The following is a 16,119-nucleotide window of genomic DNA, read 5'->3' on the forward strand; positions in this document are numbered from 1 at the left end:
CCCTGGCTGGTTCCGGCGCCGAGGCCATGGCCGCCGCCGCTGGCAGGCCTGCTGACGGTACGTCCGCAGCCGATACGCAGGCTGCCCGTACGCCGGCCGCCCGTACTCCCGCCGCCGCTTCCCCAAACCACCCCGACACCAGTTCCGCAGGCATTACCGCGCGCGAATCCGCAGGCCCCAACGCCCCCGGTTCCTCGATGTCAGCCGCCCCTGCATCCGCACATGCACCCGCGTCGCCCTGGCCCGTGTTCTGGGTCGCCAGCATCGCCGTATTCCTGGTGTCGCTGGACAGCACGATGCTTTACGCGGCATTCGGCGCGCTGCGCGAAGGCTTTCCAGAGGCCTCGGCCGCGGACATGTCGTGGGTGCTCAACGCCTACACGGTTGTGTTCGCGGCGATGCTGATCCCGTCAGGCGGTCTTGCCGACACGCACGGCCGCAAGCGCATGTTCATGGGCGGCGTGCTGCTGTTCCTGGCGGCGTCGGCGGCCTGTGGCCTGGCCGCTTCCGAAGGATGGCTCATTGCCGCGCGCGTGCTGCAGGCGATCGGTGCGGCGTTGCTGACGCCGGCTTCGCTGTCGATCGTGCTGGCGGCGTTTCCCGCGTCGCAGCGGTCGGTGGCGGTCAGCCTGTGGGGCGCGGTCGGCGGGCTGGCGGCGGCTGTCGGGCCCAGCCTCGGCGCATTCGTGGTCGACATCGCGGGCTGGCCGTGGGCGTTCTACATCAACCTGCCGCTGGGGGCGTTGTCGTTGTGGTTCGGCGCGGGCCTGCTCAAGGAATCGGTGAAACCGGACGCCCGCCGCCGGGTGGACGGCGTGGGCATGGCGCTGCTGATGGTGGGCGTGGGCGCGGTGGCTTTGGCCATCGTGCAATCGGAATCGCCGTCGTGGCAGCGCGCCGATCTTGCAATCGTGGCCGCCGTGGGCGTGATTGCGATGATCGCGTTTGTGGCCTGGGCGCGCGTGACGCCGCACCCGCTGGTCGATCTGGGACTGTTCCGGCATCGGACTTATCGCTACGTGAACCTGGCCACGCTCAGCTTCGGCATCGCGTTCGCCATGATGTTCTTCGCCTTCTTTTTCTACATGACGGGCGTGTGGCACTACAGCCTGCCGCGGGCGGGATTGGCGGTCACCCCCGGTCCGCTGCTGGTGATGCCGACGGCGATCATTACCGGCCGGCTGGCCGGTCGGATGGGCCATCGGCCGTTCCTGGTGGGCGGCGCACTGATCTATGCGGCCAGCGGGCTATGGTTCCTGCTGGTGCCGGGCGCCGAACCGGCCTACCTGACCGACTGGCTGCCCGGCCTGCTGCTCAGCGGCATCGGCGTGGGCATGGTGTTGCCGTCATTGTCCGGCGCCGCCGTGAACAAGCTGCCTGCCCAGCATTACGCCGTGGGCAGCGCGGTGAACCAGGCGACGCGCCAGATCGGCGGGGTGCTGGGTGTGGCGGTCACGGTGCTGCTGTTGGGGCACGGCGCGGCCAGCCACGCGGATTTCTCGCCGATCTACGCCGGGCATGTCGGGCTGGCGTTGCTGACGGCGCTGCTGTGCCTGGCGGTGGACACGCGGCCGAAGGCGGCATGACCCGGACGATGGCGCCCGCCTGTCCGGACGGATGGCGGCGTCAGCGGCACGCGTCCGCGGCCAGGTTCGAGGGGTCGGTGCACGCCTGCCACGTGGCGGGCGACATCGCCGGCACCAGCGCCATGCGCGTCATCGGATCCAGATACCAGAAGATCCGGCCCGGCATGTCGCGCATGGCTTGCCAGACGCGTTCCTGGACGTCCGGCGCAAGCGGCGCCTCGCCTTGCGGCCCGGTCGTTCCCTGGATCAGTACGGTCTGGGTGCCGGGATCCCAGGACTGCAAATCGGTGTCGTCCAGCGGCACGTCGTCGGCGATACGCACGATGCGCCATGCGTTGCCGGGCACGTCGGTTGTCAGGCGGGACAGTTCATCGCGTTCCAACACGGCGACACGGTCGACGTTAATGGCCGGCTACGCATAGGCGACGGGGCTGTCGCCGCCGCCGGATCCGAACAAGGCGGCATGCCGCCGCACATAGCGTTGCGCGGGCCGTCCTTGTTCGTCATAGGCATGCACGGCCACGGGTTCGTCCTGGGCGGTGACGTCGATGACGCGCAGCAGCTCGCCCGCGGGGGCGCGCACAAAATGCCGGCCGGCGGTGGGATTCGGTGTGTCGTCGCAGCGGTCGGCGATGAAATGCACCAGCGCGCCCTGCGCGTTCCGCGCCAGGCAGGTCAGCCCGGTCATCCGGTACGCCGCGCCCGGCGCCTGCTCGTAGTGCGCGACGCGCCGCAGCGCGCCCGAGGCATCGTATTCCAGCACATAGCCGCCGGCGGCGCGGCCGCTGCGTGGGCCGCGGCGGGGCGCGTCATATTGTTCGACGCGGCACAGGCGGCCGCCCGCGTCGACATAAAGCCGCGTGGGCGCGGCGACATCTGCGCCGTCGACGCGATAGACGGACCAATCCACCTTGTCCATCCAGGTTTGCGGCATCAGGTCGCCGGAATCCGGCGCCCATACGGGCGTGGGCCGCGTCGCCACGCGCTCGCCATTGCGGCCCAGCAGCACGCGCTCGTGGTTCAGGTCGACCGACACCGCGATGCCCGTCATCGCGTCATGGGGCTGAAAACCGCCGGCTGCCGGGCCGCAGGCGGCGGACGGGGCAGGGACGACGCCTGCAACGGCGCCGGCGGCGAAAACCGGCGGCGCCTGTAGCGCAAGGGTCGCCGCCAGCGTCGCCACGGGGAGCAGGCGGTTACGCATACTGCTGCGCGTCCATGAATCTCACCAGATCCCAGAATTCCTTGGACACGCCGCCCAGTCGCAGCTTGCCGTCCCGCTCTTCGAACAGCAGGAAAGGGTAGACGTCGCGCTGGTAGACACCGGCATCTGGCAGCCGGTAGGGCTTGAAGACGGCGGGATCGCTGAAGTAGCGCTCCAGCCGGCCGCCGCCGTCCACGTGCAGGTAACGCACGTGCAAGACATCCTTCTGGTAGGCGGCGTGCGTATCGGGATAGATACCGCCGTCCCCGGCGACGATGGAGTCGGACAGGACGGCCAGGAATACCCGCTGGATGCCCGCGAAGTGGATCTCGCCTCGGGTCCGGTCGGGCGCGGCGGCGGCCAGCTTGCGCAACAGCGTCGTGGCGCGTGACCCCGGCACGACGGTACGGGCGAATAGGGCGTCGATGTCCGCCTGCGCCGGATCCGCCGAATCGCGCAGGCGCAGAAGATCCTGCCGGAAATCGCGCAGCCATTGCTGGTAACGCAGGTTTTCGGCATGCCGGTCGAAGGACTGGGCGGCGGCCATGCCGGCCTGCAGGAAGAGCAGGGCGACAAACGCCAACTGCCACAGGCGCCGCTGCCACGGGAATATGACGCGAATAAGGGGACTCATAGGTCCGCGATCTTATCTTCCGAAATGATGCAATTTTGGTGCGGAACGTGACAGAATGTCAGCCACTTAGTGCATGGCTGTACCGATGCAATCCGTATTGATCAGGTCCTGAAATGCCCGCAACAGGTGACGCGTCCAAATCTTCCTTGCCGCGCAACGGCCAGGGCGCAGTGCAGCCCGAACCCGACGGCCCCCTGGACAAGCTGGCGCGGTTGGCCAGGCGGCTGTTTGACGTGGACATGGCGCTGGTGGCGTGCACCGACGCCGACGGCGTCTGGCAGGCGCAGGCGGGCATGCCGACTGAAAATCCCGCGAATATTCCTTTCTCCGCCGAATCGCCGGTGCGCGCCGCCGATGGCCGCCAATTGGGCGTCTTCCGGCTGCTGCACGGCCGACCCCGCGACTTCACCGCCGAAGACCGTCAGGCGCTCGAAGACCTCGCGGGCGTCGCCGCGGCGGCCGTTGAAAAGCGCCAGGCGCTGGCGCAGGAACGGGCGGACGAAGCGTCCTGGCGCGACGAGGCGCGCAAACTGTCGCTGGCGATTGCCGGCAGCGGCACGGGCGTGTGGGATCGCAACGTGGTCACCGGCGACATCACGTATTCGCCGGGCTGGAAGGCCCTTCTGGGCTACGGCGAATCCGAACTCACCACCCGCATCGAAGACGCCTACACCCGCCTGCATCCCGACGACCTGGACTACGTGCGCGCCGCCATGCAGAACCACTTCGACGGCAAGACGGAAAGCTACGAGGTCGAGCATCGCATCCGGTGCAAGGACGGCAGCTACAAGTGGATCTGCAGCCGCGGCAAGGTCGTGAGCCGCGACGAATCCGGCAAGGCGCTGCGCATGATGGGCACCACCACCGACATCAGCGCGGTGCGCGCCATGTCCGAACGGCTGCAGCGCACCGCCGACCTGGTGGTCAACCTGACGGACGCGGTGCCCGGTCTGGTCTTCCAGTGCCGGCCGGTGCCCGAGGGCGGCTCGTGGTTCTCGTACGTCAGCGCGGGCATCTGGGACATGTTCGAACTGACGGCCGACGACGTGCGGGCCAACACGACCGCCATCGAGCAACGCATCCATCCCGACGACCTGCCGGCCTACCGCGCGTCCCTGCAGGCCGCCGCGGCCGCGCAGACGCCGTGGCACCTGGAGTTCCGCGTCTGCCTGCCGCTGCAGGGCGTGCGCTGGCGCCAGGGCGACGCGAGTCCGCGGCGCGATGCCGACAGCGGCGTGGTCTGGCACGGATTCGTCACCGACATCACCGACCGCAAGCGCGCCGAACTGGAACTGCGCGAACTGGCCGCGACCGACGCGCTGACCACCTTGCCCAACCGCCGCCATTTCATGACGCGCATCGCGGCGGAACTCACGCGTATCAAAGGCCTGGGCGGACGCGGATCGGCGGTGCTGATGTGCGACCTGGACCACTTCAAGCACATCAACGACACCTTCGGGCATGCGATCGGCGATGGTGTGCTGCAGCATTTCGCGAAGATGCTGCGCGCCCAGCTGCGTGAAATCGACCTGGTAGGACGCATCGGCGGCGAGGAGTTCGCCGTCGTCTTGCCGGACACCGATATCGAGCGCGCCCGCGTTTTCGCGCGTGGTGTGCAGCGCCGCATCGCCGATACGCCTTATTCGTCCGGCGGGCGCCCCATTCCGCTGACGGTGAGTATCGGCATTTCCGACCTGCACACGATGGACGACGATGCCGAACTGGCGCTCAGCCGCAGCGACCGCGCGCTGTATTTCGCCAAGCAGCGGGGACGCAATCGGATCGAGTCGGTGTTTTCCCGATAGAACAACCCGCCAGGCCATTTGTTCCATTGACGGTACATTAGGACACCCCTAGAGTTCCCTGCATGGGAACCTCATTACCACTTCCGAAGTACCACCAGATCTATCTCGTCCTGCGGGAGCAACTGCAGGAGGGACGCTTCGATCAGGACGGCGTGCCCGGAGAACATGCGCTGGCGGACCAGTTCGACGTGGCCCGCATCACCATCCGCAAGGCGATGGAAATGCTGGTGGCGGACGGTCTGGTGTCGCGCCGGCCGGGGCTGGGCACGTGGCCCCTGCGTGGCGCGCCCAGCGTCCACAGCACGCCCGCCCCGAACGCCCAGCAGAAGGCCCACCTGACCGGCCTGCTCGAAAACATCGTCAACATGGGCCTGCGCACCTCGGTGCAGGTGCTGGACAGCACGCTCGTGTTTGCGCCGCCCACCGTGGCCGAGGCCCTGCACATCGAACCCGGCGCGCCCGTGCACAAGAGCCTGCGCGTGCGCAGCACCGACGCGGGGCCGCTCTCGCACATCACCACCTACGTGCCGCAGGCCGTGGCCGATTTCACCCGGGAAGACCTTGAGCGCGAGCCGCTGCTGATGCTGCTGGAAGCCGCCGGCGTCGAATTCGGCGGCGCCACGCAGACCATTTCGGCCCGCCTGGCCGATGCGCAGGTCGCGCGCCACCTGGACGTTTCCGTCGGATCCGCGCTGCTGGCCGTGACGCGGGTCGTGCGCGACGTCGGTGACCGCCCTGTGCAGCTTCTGCAGGGCCTGTACCGGCCCGACCGCTACCAATATCAGTTGCAACTGTCGCGCGTCGGCAGCATCGACGCCAAAGTCTGGGTCAGCGAAGAGCTGTCGGCCCAATTCCATTGAACCCCTTCGGAGATTCCCCATGAATTCGCGCCGCACCTTCCTGTACCAATCCGCCGCCGCGGCGGCCCTTGTGTCCGCGCCCTGGGTGGCCAGGTCGCAGGGCGCCGCGCCCATCAAGGTCGGCGTGCTGCATCCCGTGACCGGGGCGCTGGCGTATTCCGGGCAGCAATGCCGCCTGGGCGCGCTGCTGGCGATCGAAGACATCAACAAGGCGGGCGGCATCAAGTCGCTGGGCGGCGCGCCGCTGCAGGCCGTGCTGGGCGACGCGCAGTCGCGCCCCGAGGCGGGCTCGGCGGAAGTGGAAAAGATGAACGAAGCGGGCGTGTCGGCCATCGTGGGCGCCTACGCGTCGGCGATCTGCCTGGCGACCACCCAGACGGCGGCCAAATACAACTTGCCGCACGTGGTGGACGTGGGCGTGGCCGACCAGATCGTCGAGCGCGGCCTGAAGAACACCTTCCGCTTCGGGCCCGGCTACCGCGCCTGTAGCGAACGCGCGATTCTGGACCTGGCGGCGTTGAACGACGCGGCGGGCAAGCCCGCCAAGACGGTGATGATCGTGCACGAGGATTCGCTCTTCGGCACCGGCACGGCGGCGTTGCTGTCCAAGTCCCTGCCGCAGCACGGCTTCGAAGTGAAGGAAGTGGTCAAGCATCCCAACCCGACGCGCGACTTCAACAACATCGTGCTGCGCATGAAGTCGGTGAATCCGGACATCGTCATTCCCGCCAACTACTACAACGAATACGCGCTGTTGCTGCGCGCCATGAAGCAGCAGAAGGTCCAGCCGAAGGCGATCTATTCGGTGCTGGGCGGCGCGGCGTCCAGCTACAAGTTCCTGAAGGAATTTCCGGACATCGCCAACGGCATCATCGACTGCAACCACTGGTTCAACCCCAAGGATGCGCGCGTGGCGCCCCTGAAGGCCCGCGTGGAAGAGAAGGGCGCGTACTTCAGCTACGAGGTCTTCATGACCTACACCGCGATGCTGCTGCTGGCCGACGCGCTGGAACGCGCCAAATCCGCCGACCGCGCCGCGATCATCGACGCGCTGGCCGCCAGCACCTTCCAGGACAACATCATGCCGTACGGTCCGACCAAGTTCGTCAACGGCCAGAACACCGGCGCCCAGCCCTTGCTGACGCAAGTGATCGGCGGCGACATCAAGGTGGTATTCCCGACGGACTACCGCCAGGCCGACGCCGTGTTCCCCCTGAAGGCCTGAGCAGACAGATGCTGGATCCCGCCATCCTCTTTTCCTCGGTGCTGAACGGCCTGACGACGGGCGCGGTGTACGCGCTCATCGCCCTGGGCCTGACCCTGATCTACGGGGTGCTGCACATCATCAACTTCGCCCATGGCGCGGCGCTCATGGTCGCGCTGTACGCCGTCTACCTGCTGAAGGACCGGCTGGGCATCGATCCCTACGCCGCGCTGCCGCTGGTGGTGGCGGGGATGTTCGCCCTGGGCTATGCGCTGCAGCGCTTCGTGATCAACCGCGCCAGCCATGGCAAGGACGAGAACATCCTGCTGGTGACGCTGGGCCTGGCGATCGTGCTGGAGAACCTGGCGCTGGTCTGGTTCAAGTCCGACACGCGCAGCATCGACACGGCGTACACGCTGTCCACGATCGAGATCGGGCCCGCCATGATCGCGCTGCCGAAGGTCATCGCCTTCTGCGGCGCGCTGGCGGTGGCGGCCGTGCTGTTCTGGATCATCCGCAGCACCGACCTGGGCCGCGCCATCCGCGCCGTCGCCCGCGAAAAGCAGGGCGCCAAGCTCATGGGCATCGACGTCGAAAAGGTATACGCGGTGTCGTTCGGCATAGGCATGGCGTGCCTGGGCGCCGCGGCCTGCTTCCTGTTGCCGGCCTACTACGTCAATCCTCAGGTGGGCAGCGGTTTCGTGCTGGTGGCTTTCACCATCGTGGTCCTGGGCGGCATGGGCAGTTTCGTGGGGGCGCTGGTGGGCGGTTTGCTGATCGGCGTGGTGGAGTCCATCGGAGGCCTGTTCCTGGGTGATTCGCTGGGCCAGATGGGCATCTTCGCGATCTTCATTGCGGTGCTGCTGTTTCGCCCGCAGGGGCTGTTCGGGGCGAGGGGCTGAGCATGAAAAAGGATCTTTGCGCAATCGCGCTGTTCGGCGTGGCCATGGTGGCCTTCGCCGCGCTGGCCCAGTCCGGCGTACTGCTGACCTTCGCGATGATGTCGCTGTACGCGGCCTTGCTGTCGCAGGCCTGGAACATCCTGGGCGGATACGGCGGCCAGCTGTCGTTCGGCCATGCGCTGTTTTTCGGCGTGGGCGCGTATGCGCAGGCGCTGGGCCAGTTGAACCTTGGATTCAACCCCTGGCTGGTGCTGCCCATGGCGATCGCGCTGGGCGCGTTGGTCGGCGTGGCCGTGGGCGGGCTGACGTTCCGCTACGGGCTGAAGGGTTCGTACTTCGCGCTGGTCACGCTGGCGTTTGCCGAAGTCTTCCGCATCCTTGCGCTTTCCGTTTCCTTCACCGGTGGCGGCGTTGGCCTGATGGTGCCCCTGCAAGAGGGCGTGGCCAACATGCAGTTCGGCTCGCGCCGCGGGTATATCTATCTGCTGCTGTGCTTCGTGCTGCTGGCCTTGCTGGTGACCGCCTGGCTGCGCCATTCGCGCTTCGGCGCCTACCTGCAGGCGGTGCGCGACAACGAGGACGCGGCGCGCGCCATCGGCGTGAATCCGCTGCGCGTCAAACTCGGCGGCATCGCGCTGTCGGCCGCATTCATGAGCGCGGCCGGAGCGTTCTACGTCCAGGTCTTTCAATACATCGACCCGGGCATCGCCTTCGGATCGGCCGTGTCGGTGGAGGCCCTGGTGGGCGCCATCGTCGGCGGCATGGGCACGCTGTGGGGGCCGCTGCTGGGCGCGGTGACCCTGCATGCGCTGGCTGACCTGACCCGCAATCTGTTCGGCGAACTGCCGGGCATCAGCATGGTGATCTACGGCGTGGTGCTGATCCTGATCGTGATGTTCATGCCCCGCGGCATCACCGGTTCCGGCCAGTCGCTGAGCCGCCTGTTTCGCATCAAGGAGCGCGCCCGTGTCTGACATCCTGCTGCAAGCGCGCAATCTCTCCATCACCTTCGGCGGCCTGAAGGCCGTGCAGGACGTCAGCCTGGACGTGCGACAAGGCTCCCTGACCGCGCTGGTCGGCCCCAACGGCGCGGGCAAGACGACGCTGTTCGGGCTGCTGTCCGGCTTTCTCAAGCCCGGGTCCGGTTCCGTGCATTTCGCGGGACAGGACATCACCGGCCGCGCCCCGCACGAATCCGCGCGGCTGGGGCTGACCCGCACCTTCCAGATCGTGCAGCCGTTCGGCGCGCAGACGGTGCGCCAGAACATCGCCGTGGGCGCGCACCTGCGGCTGGCTGACCGCGAAGAAGCGCTGGCCGCCGCCGAGGCCGTGGCCGCGCGCGTCAACCTGCAGGCCTCGCTGGACAAGCCGGCGGCGGACCTGACCGTGGCCGGCCGCAAACGCCTGGAGCTGGCGCGCGCGCTGGCCACCCGGCCGCGCCTGCTGCTGCTGGACGAGGTGCTGGCGGGGCTCAATCCCAGTGAGATCGACGAGATGATTCCGGTGGTGAAAAAGCTGGTGGACGATGGCGTCACCGTGCTGATGATCGAACACGTGATGCGCGCCGTGATGAGCCTGGCCGAGCACGTGTGGGTGCTGGCGCAGGGAAGGCTGATCGCCTCGGGAACGCCGGGCGAAGTGACGCGCGACCCCAAGGTGGTCGAGGCCTATCTGGGCCATGGAGCGGCTGCCCGGCTGGCCGCGCAGGGGGCGACGGCATGAGCGCGCTGCTGGAGGTCAAGGGCCTGCGTGCGGGCTACGGGCGCATGGAAGTACTGCGCGGCGTCGATCTGGACGTGGCGGCCGGCGAGATCGTCGTGCTGCTGGGCAGCAACGGCGCCGGCAAGTCCACACTGAACAACACGGTGTGCGGACTGTGCCGGCCGTGGGGCGGTTCCGTCCGCTTCGAGGGCCAGGACCTGACCGGCCGCCATTACCGCCAGGTGGTGCAGGCCGGCCTGATCCAGGTGCCGGAAGGCCGCCGAATTTTCCCCAACCTGAGCGTGCGCGAGAACCTGGAACTGGGCTCGTTCACCCGGGCCCGCGAGCGGCGCGCCGCCAATCTGGACAAGGTGCTTGACATCTTTCCGCGGCTGCGCGAACGCCTTGAACAACTGGCCGGCACGATGTCCGGCGGGGAACAGCAGATGCTGGCGATCGGCCGGGGTCTCATGGCCGAACCGCGCTTGCTGATCCTGGACGAACCGTCGCTCGGCCTGTCGCCGTTGATGGTCGAGGAATTGTTTGGCCTTATCCGGCGCTTGCATGGCGACGGGCTGGCCATCCTGCTGGTCGAACAGAACGTGGGCCAATCCCTGGAAACGGGGCAGCGCGCCTACGTGCTGGAGAACGGCGCCATCCGCTACAGCGGCGCCTGTCCCGACCTGCTGGCCAGCGACGACGTGCGCCGCGCCTATCTTGGGATGTAATCATGGCCCAGCCTCAAACCCTGGCCCAGAAGCTGATCGCCGCCGCCTGCGGGCGCGCGGCGGTGGCCGAGGGCGAAATCGTGACCTGTGCGGTCGACCTGGCGATGTTCCACGATTCCAGCGGTCCGCGGCGCCTGCAGCCCATGCTGCAGGAGCTGGGTGCCAGCCTGTGGGATCCGTCGAAGGTCGTGCTGGTCATCGACCATTACGTGCCGGAATCCGACGACGAGTCGCGCCGCATCGTGCGCATCGCGCGCGACTGGGCCGCCGAACAGAACCTGCCCAACGTGTATGACTCCCTGGGCATCTGCCACGTGGTGGTGCCGCAGCACGGACACATCCGGCCCGGCATGTTCTGCGTGGGCGGCGATTCGCATTCGCCTACCGGCGGGGCGTTCGGCGCCTACATGTTCGGCATCGGCAGCACCGAAATGCTGGGCGTGGCGGTCACCGGCCAGATCTGGGTGAAGGTGCCCAGGACGCTGATGATGCGCTGGAACGGCCGGCTGGCCGACGGCGTCACCGCCAAGGACATGATGCTGCACATGATCGGACGCTACGGCATGAACGGCGGGCGCTACCAGGCGGTGGAATTCTGCGGCGAGGCCGTGCGCGCGCTGTCGATGCAGGAACGCATGACGCTGTCCAACATGAGCGCCGAACTGGGTTCGCAGGTGGGCCTGATCGCCCCGGACGAGACCACGGCCGCGTACCTGCGCCAGGCCGGCGTCACGGAAGAACTGGATCTGGCGCACTGGCAAAGCGATCCGGGCGCGGACGCGGAATGGCACGAGTTCGACGCGGCCGCGCTGGCGCCGCAGGTGGCCGCGCCGCACAGCCCCGCCAACGCCCGCGACGTCGATCAATACAAAGACGTGCCGGTGCAGGTGGCCTACATCGGCGCCTGCACCGGCGCCAAGCTGGACGACCTGCGCGCCGCGGCCAGCGTGCTGCGCGGGCGGCGTCTGGCCGACGGCATGCAGCTGATGGTGGCGCCGGCCAGCCGGCAGGACCAGGAAGAGGCCGACCGCGAAGGCGTCATGCAGGTGCTGCGGGACGCGGGCGCGCAGGTGTTCGCCACGTCGTGCGGCGCCTGTGCCGGCTATGGCGGATCCATCCCCGACGGCGCCAGCGTGATTTCCACCACCGCGCGCAACTTCAAGGGGCGCATGGGCTCGGAAACCGCGCAGGTCTATCTGGCGTCGCCCTACACGGTCGCGGCGTCCGCCGTGGCGGGCCGCGTCGCCGATCCTCGGGAGTTCATGGAATGACCGCTCAGACTACGACGCACCGCGTCTGGCGCGTGGGCGCGGACATCGACACCGATGCCCTGGCCCCCGGCGCCTACATGAAATTCGGCATCGACGAGATCGCCCGCCATTGCCTGCAACGGGTACGGCCCGAGTTCGCCGGGCAGGTCCAGCCCGGCGACGTGCTGGTGGCCGGGCCCAATTTCGGCATCGGCTCGTCCCGCGAGCAGGCCGCGGCTGCGCTGGTGCGGCTGGGCGTGGCAGCGGTGATTGCGCCATCCTTCAACGGCCTGTATTTCCGCAACGCCTTCAACGTGGGCCTGCTGCTGCTGACCTGCGGGCAGGCCGAGAGCCTGGCCGAAGGCGAACGCATCCTGCTGGACCCCGTCGCCGGCCGCATCACCCGGCCGGACGGGACGCCCGACGAATTGCACTGCGAGACCGTGCCCGGCTTTCTCCTTGACATGGTGCAGGCCGGCGGACTGCTGAATCTGCTGAAACAGCGTCAAACCTCTTAGGAACAACATCATGCTTGACCCCGTTACCCTGGCGGTCCTGAAGGGCCGCCTGGAACAGATCGCCGACGAAATGGACGCGACGCTGTACCGCAGCGCGTTCAACCCCATCATCGCCGAGGCCCATGACGCGTGCCACGGCATGTACGACGCCGCCACGGGCGCCACGCTGATCCAGGGCAAGTCGGGCCTGCCCGTCTTCGTGGGCGCGATGGCGTTCGCCGTGAAGGCCGCCGCCAAGGCCGCGGCCGAGCGCGGCGGCATGGTGGACGGCGACGTGTGGCTGTTCAACGACCCGTACGAAGGCGGCACGCACGCCAACGACTTCAAGCTGGTCAAGCCGGTGTTCCGCGGCGGCAGCCTGTTCTGCTTCCTGGCGTCGGCGGCGCACTGGCACGACGTGGGCGGCGCGGTGCCCGGCAACTACAACCCGGCCGCCACGGAATGCTGGCAGGAAGCGGTGCAGATCCCGCCCGTGCGCATCGTGCGCGCCGGCGTCCTGGACCAGGACGTGCTGGCCATCCTGAAGGCCAACACCCGCCTGCCCGACAGCCTGTGGGGCGACCTTAACGGCCAGCTTGCCGCGCTGGAGCTGGGCGCGCGACGCCTGGACGGCCTGCTGGACGAATACGGCGACGCCACGGTGCTCGAGTCCCTGGACACTCTGCGCGAGCGGGCGCGCCGCCTGATGCGCGACCACATCGCCAGCCTGCCGGACGGCGAATACGCCTTCGAGGACATGCTGGACAACGATGGCGTGCGCGACACGCCGCTGCGCATCGCGCTCAAGCTCACCGTCGCCGGCGACCGCCTGTCGCTGGACTTCACCGGCACGTCGCCGGCTTGCGCGGGCCCAGTGAACATTTCGCGGGCGACGGCGATCGCGGCCTGCTACGTGGCGCTCAAGCATCTGTTCCCGGACGTTCCCGCCAACGCGGGCGTGCTGGATGCCGTGGACGTGACGCTGCCCGACGGCCTGGTGATCTCGGCCGACCGGCCGCGCCCGGTGGGCGGCTATACCGAAACCATCCTGCGCATGATCGACGTGATCTTCTGCGCCATGGCTCAGGCCGCGCCGGAACGCGCAATGGCCCAGGCCTACGGCACCATCAACGCGCTGTCGATCGCCGGCTACCGCAGCGATGCCGCCCGCAAGGGCCAGCGCTGGGTCATGTTCAGCTTCTTCGGCGGCGGCCACGGCGGCCATTCGGACGGCGACGGCCTGAGCCACGGCAATGCGCCCATTTCCACCGCCACCATCCCGCCGCTGGAAATCCTGGAAGCCGCCTATCCGGTGCGCTTCACGCAATGGGCGCTGCGCCCGGATTCGGCGGGCGACGGCGCGCACCGCGGCGGCCTGGGCGCCATCTATGAAATCGAATTGCTGGAAGACAGCGCCGAAGCCTTCATCTTCGGCGAACGCGGCCGCAGCGCGCCCAAGGGCATCGCGGGCGGCGGAGAGGCTGCGCTGAACGTCTTCCGCTATCAGCAGGACGGCCAGTGGCAGGCCCCGCCCATGAGCTCGAAGATGCTGGGCATCCAGCTTGCGCGCGGCGACCGCGTGCGCCTGGAGACGCCGGGCGGCGGCGGCTACGGCGATCCCGCGCGGCGCGATCCCGCGGCCCGCGAGCACGACCGCAAGATGGGCTATGTAAGCGACATTCAGAAGGAGCAGTCGGCATGAGCGCGGCGCAAGGATTGGTGGTGGGCGTGGACGTGGGCGGCACGTTCACGGATCTGTTCGTACTGGACGAGGCGGGCGGTAGCGCCCGCGTCGTCAAGGTGCCGTCGACCCGCGGCGAGGAAGCGCGCGGCTTCATGAACGGCATCGCACGCGTCGCCGACGGCGCGGGCGACATCGCCACCATCGTGCACGGCACCACCGTGGGCACGAACGCGCTGCTCGAACGCAAGGTGGCGCGCACCGGCATCATCACGACGGAAGGCTTTCGGGACGTGCTGGAAATGCGCCGGCGCGACCGGCCCCGCACCTGGGGCCTGCGCGGCAACTATGAACCGGTGGTGCCGCGCGATCTGCGCCTGGAAGTGCGCGAACGCGTGTTGGCCGACGGCGCGCTGCACACGCCGGTGGACCTGGACCAGGTCGAAGCCGCGGCGCGCGCGTTGCTGGAGCAGGGCTGCGACGCGGTCTGCATCTTCTTCGTGAACGCCTACGCCAATCCGGCGAACGAAGCCCAGGCCGCGGCGCGCGTGCGTTCCATCTGGCCCAATGGCAACGTCACGGCCGCGACCGAGGTGCTGCCCGAGATCCGCGAATTCGAGCGCTGCTCGACGGCGGTGCTGAACGCCGCGCTGCAACCCGTCGTGGGCAGCTACCTGACGCGGCTGGAATCCGACCTGCAGCAGCACGGTTTCCAGGGCGAACTGCTGGTGGTGCAAAGCAATGGCGGTGTCATGTCGCGCCAGACGGCGTGCGACGTGCCCGTGCGCACCGCCTTGTCCGGTCCGGCCGCGGGCGTGATCGCCTGCGCCGCCATCGCGCGCGCCGCGGGCTTTCCCAACGTGGTGACGGGAGACATGGGCGGGACGTCGTTCGACGTGTCGCTGGTGGCCGATGGCGAGGCCTCGCTTTCGGCGCAGACGTCGATCGACTTCGGCATGGTGGTGCGCGCCCCGATGATCCAGATCGAGACCATTGGCGCGGGCGGCGGCTCGATCGCCAGCGTGGACGCCGGCGGCCTGCTGCAGGTCGGCCCGGAATCCGCGGGCAGCATTCCCGGCCCGGCCTGCTACGGCCGCGGCAATACGCGTCCCACGGTCACCGACGCCAACGTGCTGCTGGGCCGCATCGCGGCCGAGCGTCCGCTGGGCGGCGGCCTCTTGGCCACCATGGACGTCAACCTTGCGCGCGCCGCCATCGAAGAGCACGTGGCCCGGCCGCTGGGCCTGGACGCGCATGCGGCCGCCGAAGCGATCCTGACGGTGGCCAACGCCAAGATGGCGGGCGCCATCCGCGTCGTGTCCATCGAACGCGGCCACGATCCGCGCAAGTTCGCCTACATGCCCTTTGGCGGCGGCGGCGCGCTGCACGTCTGCGCCATGATGAACGAAGTCGACGCCGCCCACGGCATCGTCCCGCGTTATCCGGGCGTGACGTCGGCGCTGGGCTGCGTCATGGCCGACATGCGCCACGACGGGGTGCAGACGCTGAACGTAGCGCTGAACGCGCTGGATACCGATGATCTGGTGGCGCGCATCGACGGCCTGGCCGGCGCCTGCCAGGAACGGCTGGACTCCGCCGGCGTGAATTTCGAGGGCATCCGCGAAAGCATCGAACTGGACATGCTGTACGTGGGCCAGAGCCATACCGTGCGCGTGGAGATCGGCCGTGGCGACCTGAACCGCGAGGGCATCGCCGCCGCGTTCGACCGCGCGTACCGGGCCGCCTTCGGCCGCAGCCTGACCGGCATCGCGGTCCGCATCCTGAACCTGCGTTACGCCCGCATCGGCCAGCGGCCCAAGTTCGACCTGGCGCTGCTGGCGCCCACGGGCAAGGACATGCCGGCCGCGCTGGGCACGCAGGCGGTCTTCCACGGCGGGCAGTGGCACGACGCCGTGCGCTATGCGCGCCTGGACCTGCCGGTGGGCGCCGAGGTGGCGGGCCCCGCCATCCTGGAGCAGCCGGATACCACCATCTGGATCGAGCCCGGCTTTGCCGGCCGCGTCGATCCCCTGGGCAATCTGCTGATCGCCCGGACTGCTTCGTAGG

15 protein-coding genes are annotated in these 16,119 nt (G+C 68.6%); 12 read left to right on the top strand and 3 right to left on the bottom strand.

Annotated elements, in window-relative coordinates; genetic code table 11:
* Window positions 1-197: 197 nt before the first annotated feature.
* A complete protein-coding gene (locus RT614_RS01850) occupies window positions 198-1,586 on the top strand; it encodes a DHA2 family efflux MFS transporter permease subunit (RefSeq protein ID WP_313620632.1) in 1,389 nt (462 codons plus the stop codon).
* A gap of 40 nt (window positions 1,587-1,626) precedes the next feature.
* Here the strand turns inward: RT614_RS01850 and RT614_RS01855 are convergent, their stop codons facing one another.
* Genes RT614_RS01855 through RT614_RS01865 form a run of 3 tightly spaced genes read right to left on the bottom strand, consistent with a single transcriptional unit; the run spans window position 1,627 to window position 3,424 of the window.
* Entirely contained in the window at window positions 1,627-1,971 is a 345-nt protein-coding gene (locus RT614_RS01855; RefSeq protein ID WP_313619874.1) for a hypothetical protein, read from the bottom strand.
* A 27-nt stretch (window positions 1,972-1,998) separates the two neighbouring features.
* Window positions 1,999-2,790 carry a hypothetical protein gene (locus tag RT614_RS01860; RefSeq protein ID WP_313619875.1) on the bottom strand — a complete coding sequence of 264 codons (792 nt, stop codon included), beginning with the start codon at window positions 2,788-2,790 and terminating at the stop codon, window positions 1,999-2,001.
* Window positions 2,783-3,424 carry a hypothetical protein gene (locus RT614_RS01865; RefSeq protein ID WP_313619877.1) on the bottom strand — a complete coding sequence of 214 codons (642 nt, stop codon included), beginning with the start codon at window positions 3,422-3,424 and terminating at the stop codon, window positions 2,783-2,785. Before RT614_RS01865 ends, RT614_RS01860 begins: the two co-directional genes overlap by 8 nt.
* A gap of 113 nt (window positions 3,425-3,537) precedes the next feature.
* On the opposite strand from RT614_RS01865, the gene RT614_RS01870 reads away from it, so the two are divergent.
* The 11 genes from RT614_RS01870 (at window position 3,538) to RT614_RS01920 (ending at window position 16,118) form a co-directional block, all read left to right on the top strand.
* The gene (locus tag RT614_RS01870) at window positions 3,538-5,229 is read left to right on the top strand and encodes a diguanylate cyclase (RefSeq protein WP_313619878.1); all 1,692 of its coding nucleotides are present in this window, start codon (window positions 3,538-3,540) and stop codon (window positions 5,227-5,229) included.
* A 62-nt stretch (window positions 5,230-5,291) separates the two neighbouring features.
* The gene (locus tag RT614_RS01875; RefSeq protein WP_313619879.1) at window positions 5,292-6,089 is read left to right on the top strand and encodes a GntR family transcriptional regulator; all 798 of its coding nucleotides are present in this window, start codon (window positions 5,292-5,294) and stop codon (window positions 6,087-6,089) included.
* Between the two features lie 19 nt (window positions 6,090-6,108).
* Entirely contained in the window at window positions 6,109-7,314 is a 1,206-nt protein-coding gene (locus RT614_RS01880; RefSeq protein ID WP_313619880.1) for an ABC transporter substrate-binding protein, read from the top strand.
* Window positions 7,315-7,322: 8 nt separating this feature from the next.
* Window positions 7,323-8,195: a branched-chain amino acid ABC transporter permease gene (locus tag RT614_RS01885; RefSeq protein ID WP_313619881.1), complete on the top strand. Its 873-nt coding sequence runs from the start codon at window positions 7,323-7,325 to the stop codon at window positions 8,193-8,195.
* Between the two features lie 2 nt (window positions 8,196-8,197).
* Window positions 8,198-9,169, top strand: coding sequence for a branched-chain amino acid ABC transporter permease (locus RT614_RS01890; RefSeq protein WP_313619882.1), 972 nt, complete (start codon window positions 8,198-8,200; stop codon window positions 9,167-9,169).
* On the top strand, window positions 9,162-9,917 hold the full coding sequence (locus RT614_RS01895) for an ABC transporter ATP-binding protein (RefSeq protein ID WP_313619884.1): 756 nt from the start codon (window positions 9,162-9,164) through the stop codon (window positions 9,915-9,917). Before RT614_RS01890 ends, RT614_RS01895 begins: the two co-directional genes overlap by 8 nt.
* Complete coding sequence (locus RT614_RS01900; protein WP_313619886.1) at window positions 9,914-10,624, top strand: ABC transporter ATP-binding protein; 711 nt, start codon at window positions 9,914-9,916, stop codon at window positions 10,622-10,624. Before RT614_RS01895 ends, RT614_RS01900 begins: the two co-directional genes overlap by 4 nt.
* Window positions 10,625-10,626: 2 nt before the next feature.
* Window positions 10,627-11,895 (top strand): 3-isopropylmalate dehydratase large subunit, encoded by a 1,269-nt coding sequence (locus RT614_RS01905; RefSeq protein WP_313619888.1) that lies wholly within the window; start codon window positions 10,627-10,629, stop codon window positions 11,893-11,895.
* The gene (locus RT614_RS01910) at window positions 11,892-12,392 is read left to right on the top strand and encodes a 3-isopropylmalate dehydratase (RefSeq protein WP_313619889.1); all 501 of its coding nucleotides are present in this window, start codon (window positions 11,892-11,894) and stop codon (window positions 12,390-12,392) included. The genes RT614_RS01905 and RT614_RS01910 overlap by 4 nt, the downstream gene beginning before the upstream one ends.
* Window positions 12,393-12,402: 10 nt before the next feature.
* On the top strand, window positions 12,403-14,073 hold the full coding sequence (locus tag RT614_RS01915; RefSeq protein ID WP_313619890.1) for a hydantoinase B/oxoprolinase family protein: 1,671 nt from the start codon (window positions 12,403-12,405) through the stop codon (window positions 14,071-14,073).
* Window positions 14,070-16,118, top strand: a complete 2,049-nt coding sequence (locus RT614_RS01920; protein ID WP_313619891.1) for a hydantoinase/oxoprolinase family protein — start codon at window positions 14,070-14,072, stop codon at window positions 16,116-16,118. Before RT614_RS01915 ends, RT614_RS01920 begins: the two co-directional genes overlap by 4 nt.
* Window position 16,119: the final 1 nt, after the last annotated feature.

Origin of the sequence: Achromobacter sp., assembly GCF_032102605.1 — a bacterium.
Taxonomy (GTDB): Bacteria; Pseudomonadota; Gammaproteobacteria; order Burkholderiales; family Burkholderiaceae_B; genus Achromobacter.

What these genes read in the sequence shown, in the direction of transcription:
- RT614_RS01850 (WP_313620632.1), top strand. Translation starts at nt 198, where the DNA reads ATGTCAGCCGCCCCTGCATCCGCACATGCACCCGCGTCGCCCTGGCCC.
- RT614_RS01860 (WP_313619875.1), bottom strand. Translation starts at nt 2,790, where the DNA reads ATGCGTAACCGCCTGCTCCCCGTGGCGACGCTGGCGGCGACCCTTGCG.
- RT614_RS01865 (WP_313619877.1), bottom strand. Translation starts at nt 3,424, where the DNA reads ATGAGTCCCCTTATTCGCGTCATATTCCCGTGGCAGCGGCGCCTGTGG.
- RT614_RS01870 (WP_313619878.1), top strand. Translation starts at nt 3,538, where the DNA reads ATGCCCGCAACAGGTGACGCGTCCAAATCTTCCTTGCCGCGCAACGGC.
- RT614_RS01875 (WP_313619879.1), top strand. Translation starts at nt 5,292, where the DNA reads ATGGGAACCTCATTACCACTTCCGAAGTACCACCAGATCTATCTCGTC.
- RT614_RS01880 (WP_313619880.1), top strand. Translation starts at nt 6,109, where the DNA reads ATGAATTCGCGCCGCACCTTCCTGTACCAATCCGCCGCCGCGGCGGCC.
- RT614_RS01885 (WP_313619881.1), top strand. Translation starts at nt 7,323, where the DNA reads ATGCTGGATCCCGCCATCCTCTTTTCCTCGGTGCTGAACGGCCTGACG.
- RT614_RS01890 (WP_313619882.1), top strand. Translation starts at nt 8,198, where the DNA reads ATGAAAAAGGATCTTTGCGCAATCGCGCTGTTCGGCGTGGCCATGGTG.
- RT614_RS01900 (WP_313619886.1), top strand. Translation starts at nt 9,914, where the DNA reads ATGAGCGCGCTGCTGGAGGTCAAGGGCCTGCGTGCGGGCTACGGGCGC.
- RT614_RS01905 (WP_313619888.1), top strand. Translation starts at nt 10,627, where the DNA reads ATGGCCCAGCCTCAAACCCTGGCCCAGAAGCTGATCGCCGCCGCCTGC.
- RT614_RS01910 (WP_313619889.1), top strand. Translation starts at nt 11,892, where the DNA reads ATGACCGCTCAGACTACGACGCACCGCGTCTGGCGCGTGGGCGCGGAC.
- RT614_RS01915 (WP_313619890.1), top strand. Translation starts at nt 12,403, where the DNA reads ATGCTTGACCCCGTTACCCTGGCGGTCCTGAAGGGCCGCCTGGAACAG.
- RT614_RS01920 (WP_313619891.1), top strand. Translation starts at nt 14,070, where the DNA reads ATGAGCGCGGCGCAAGGATTGGTGGTGGGCGTGGACGTGGGCGGCACG.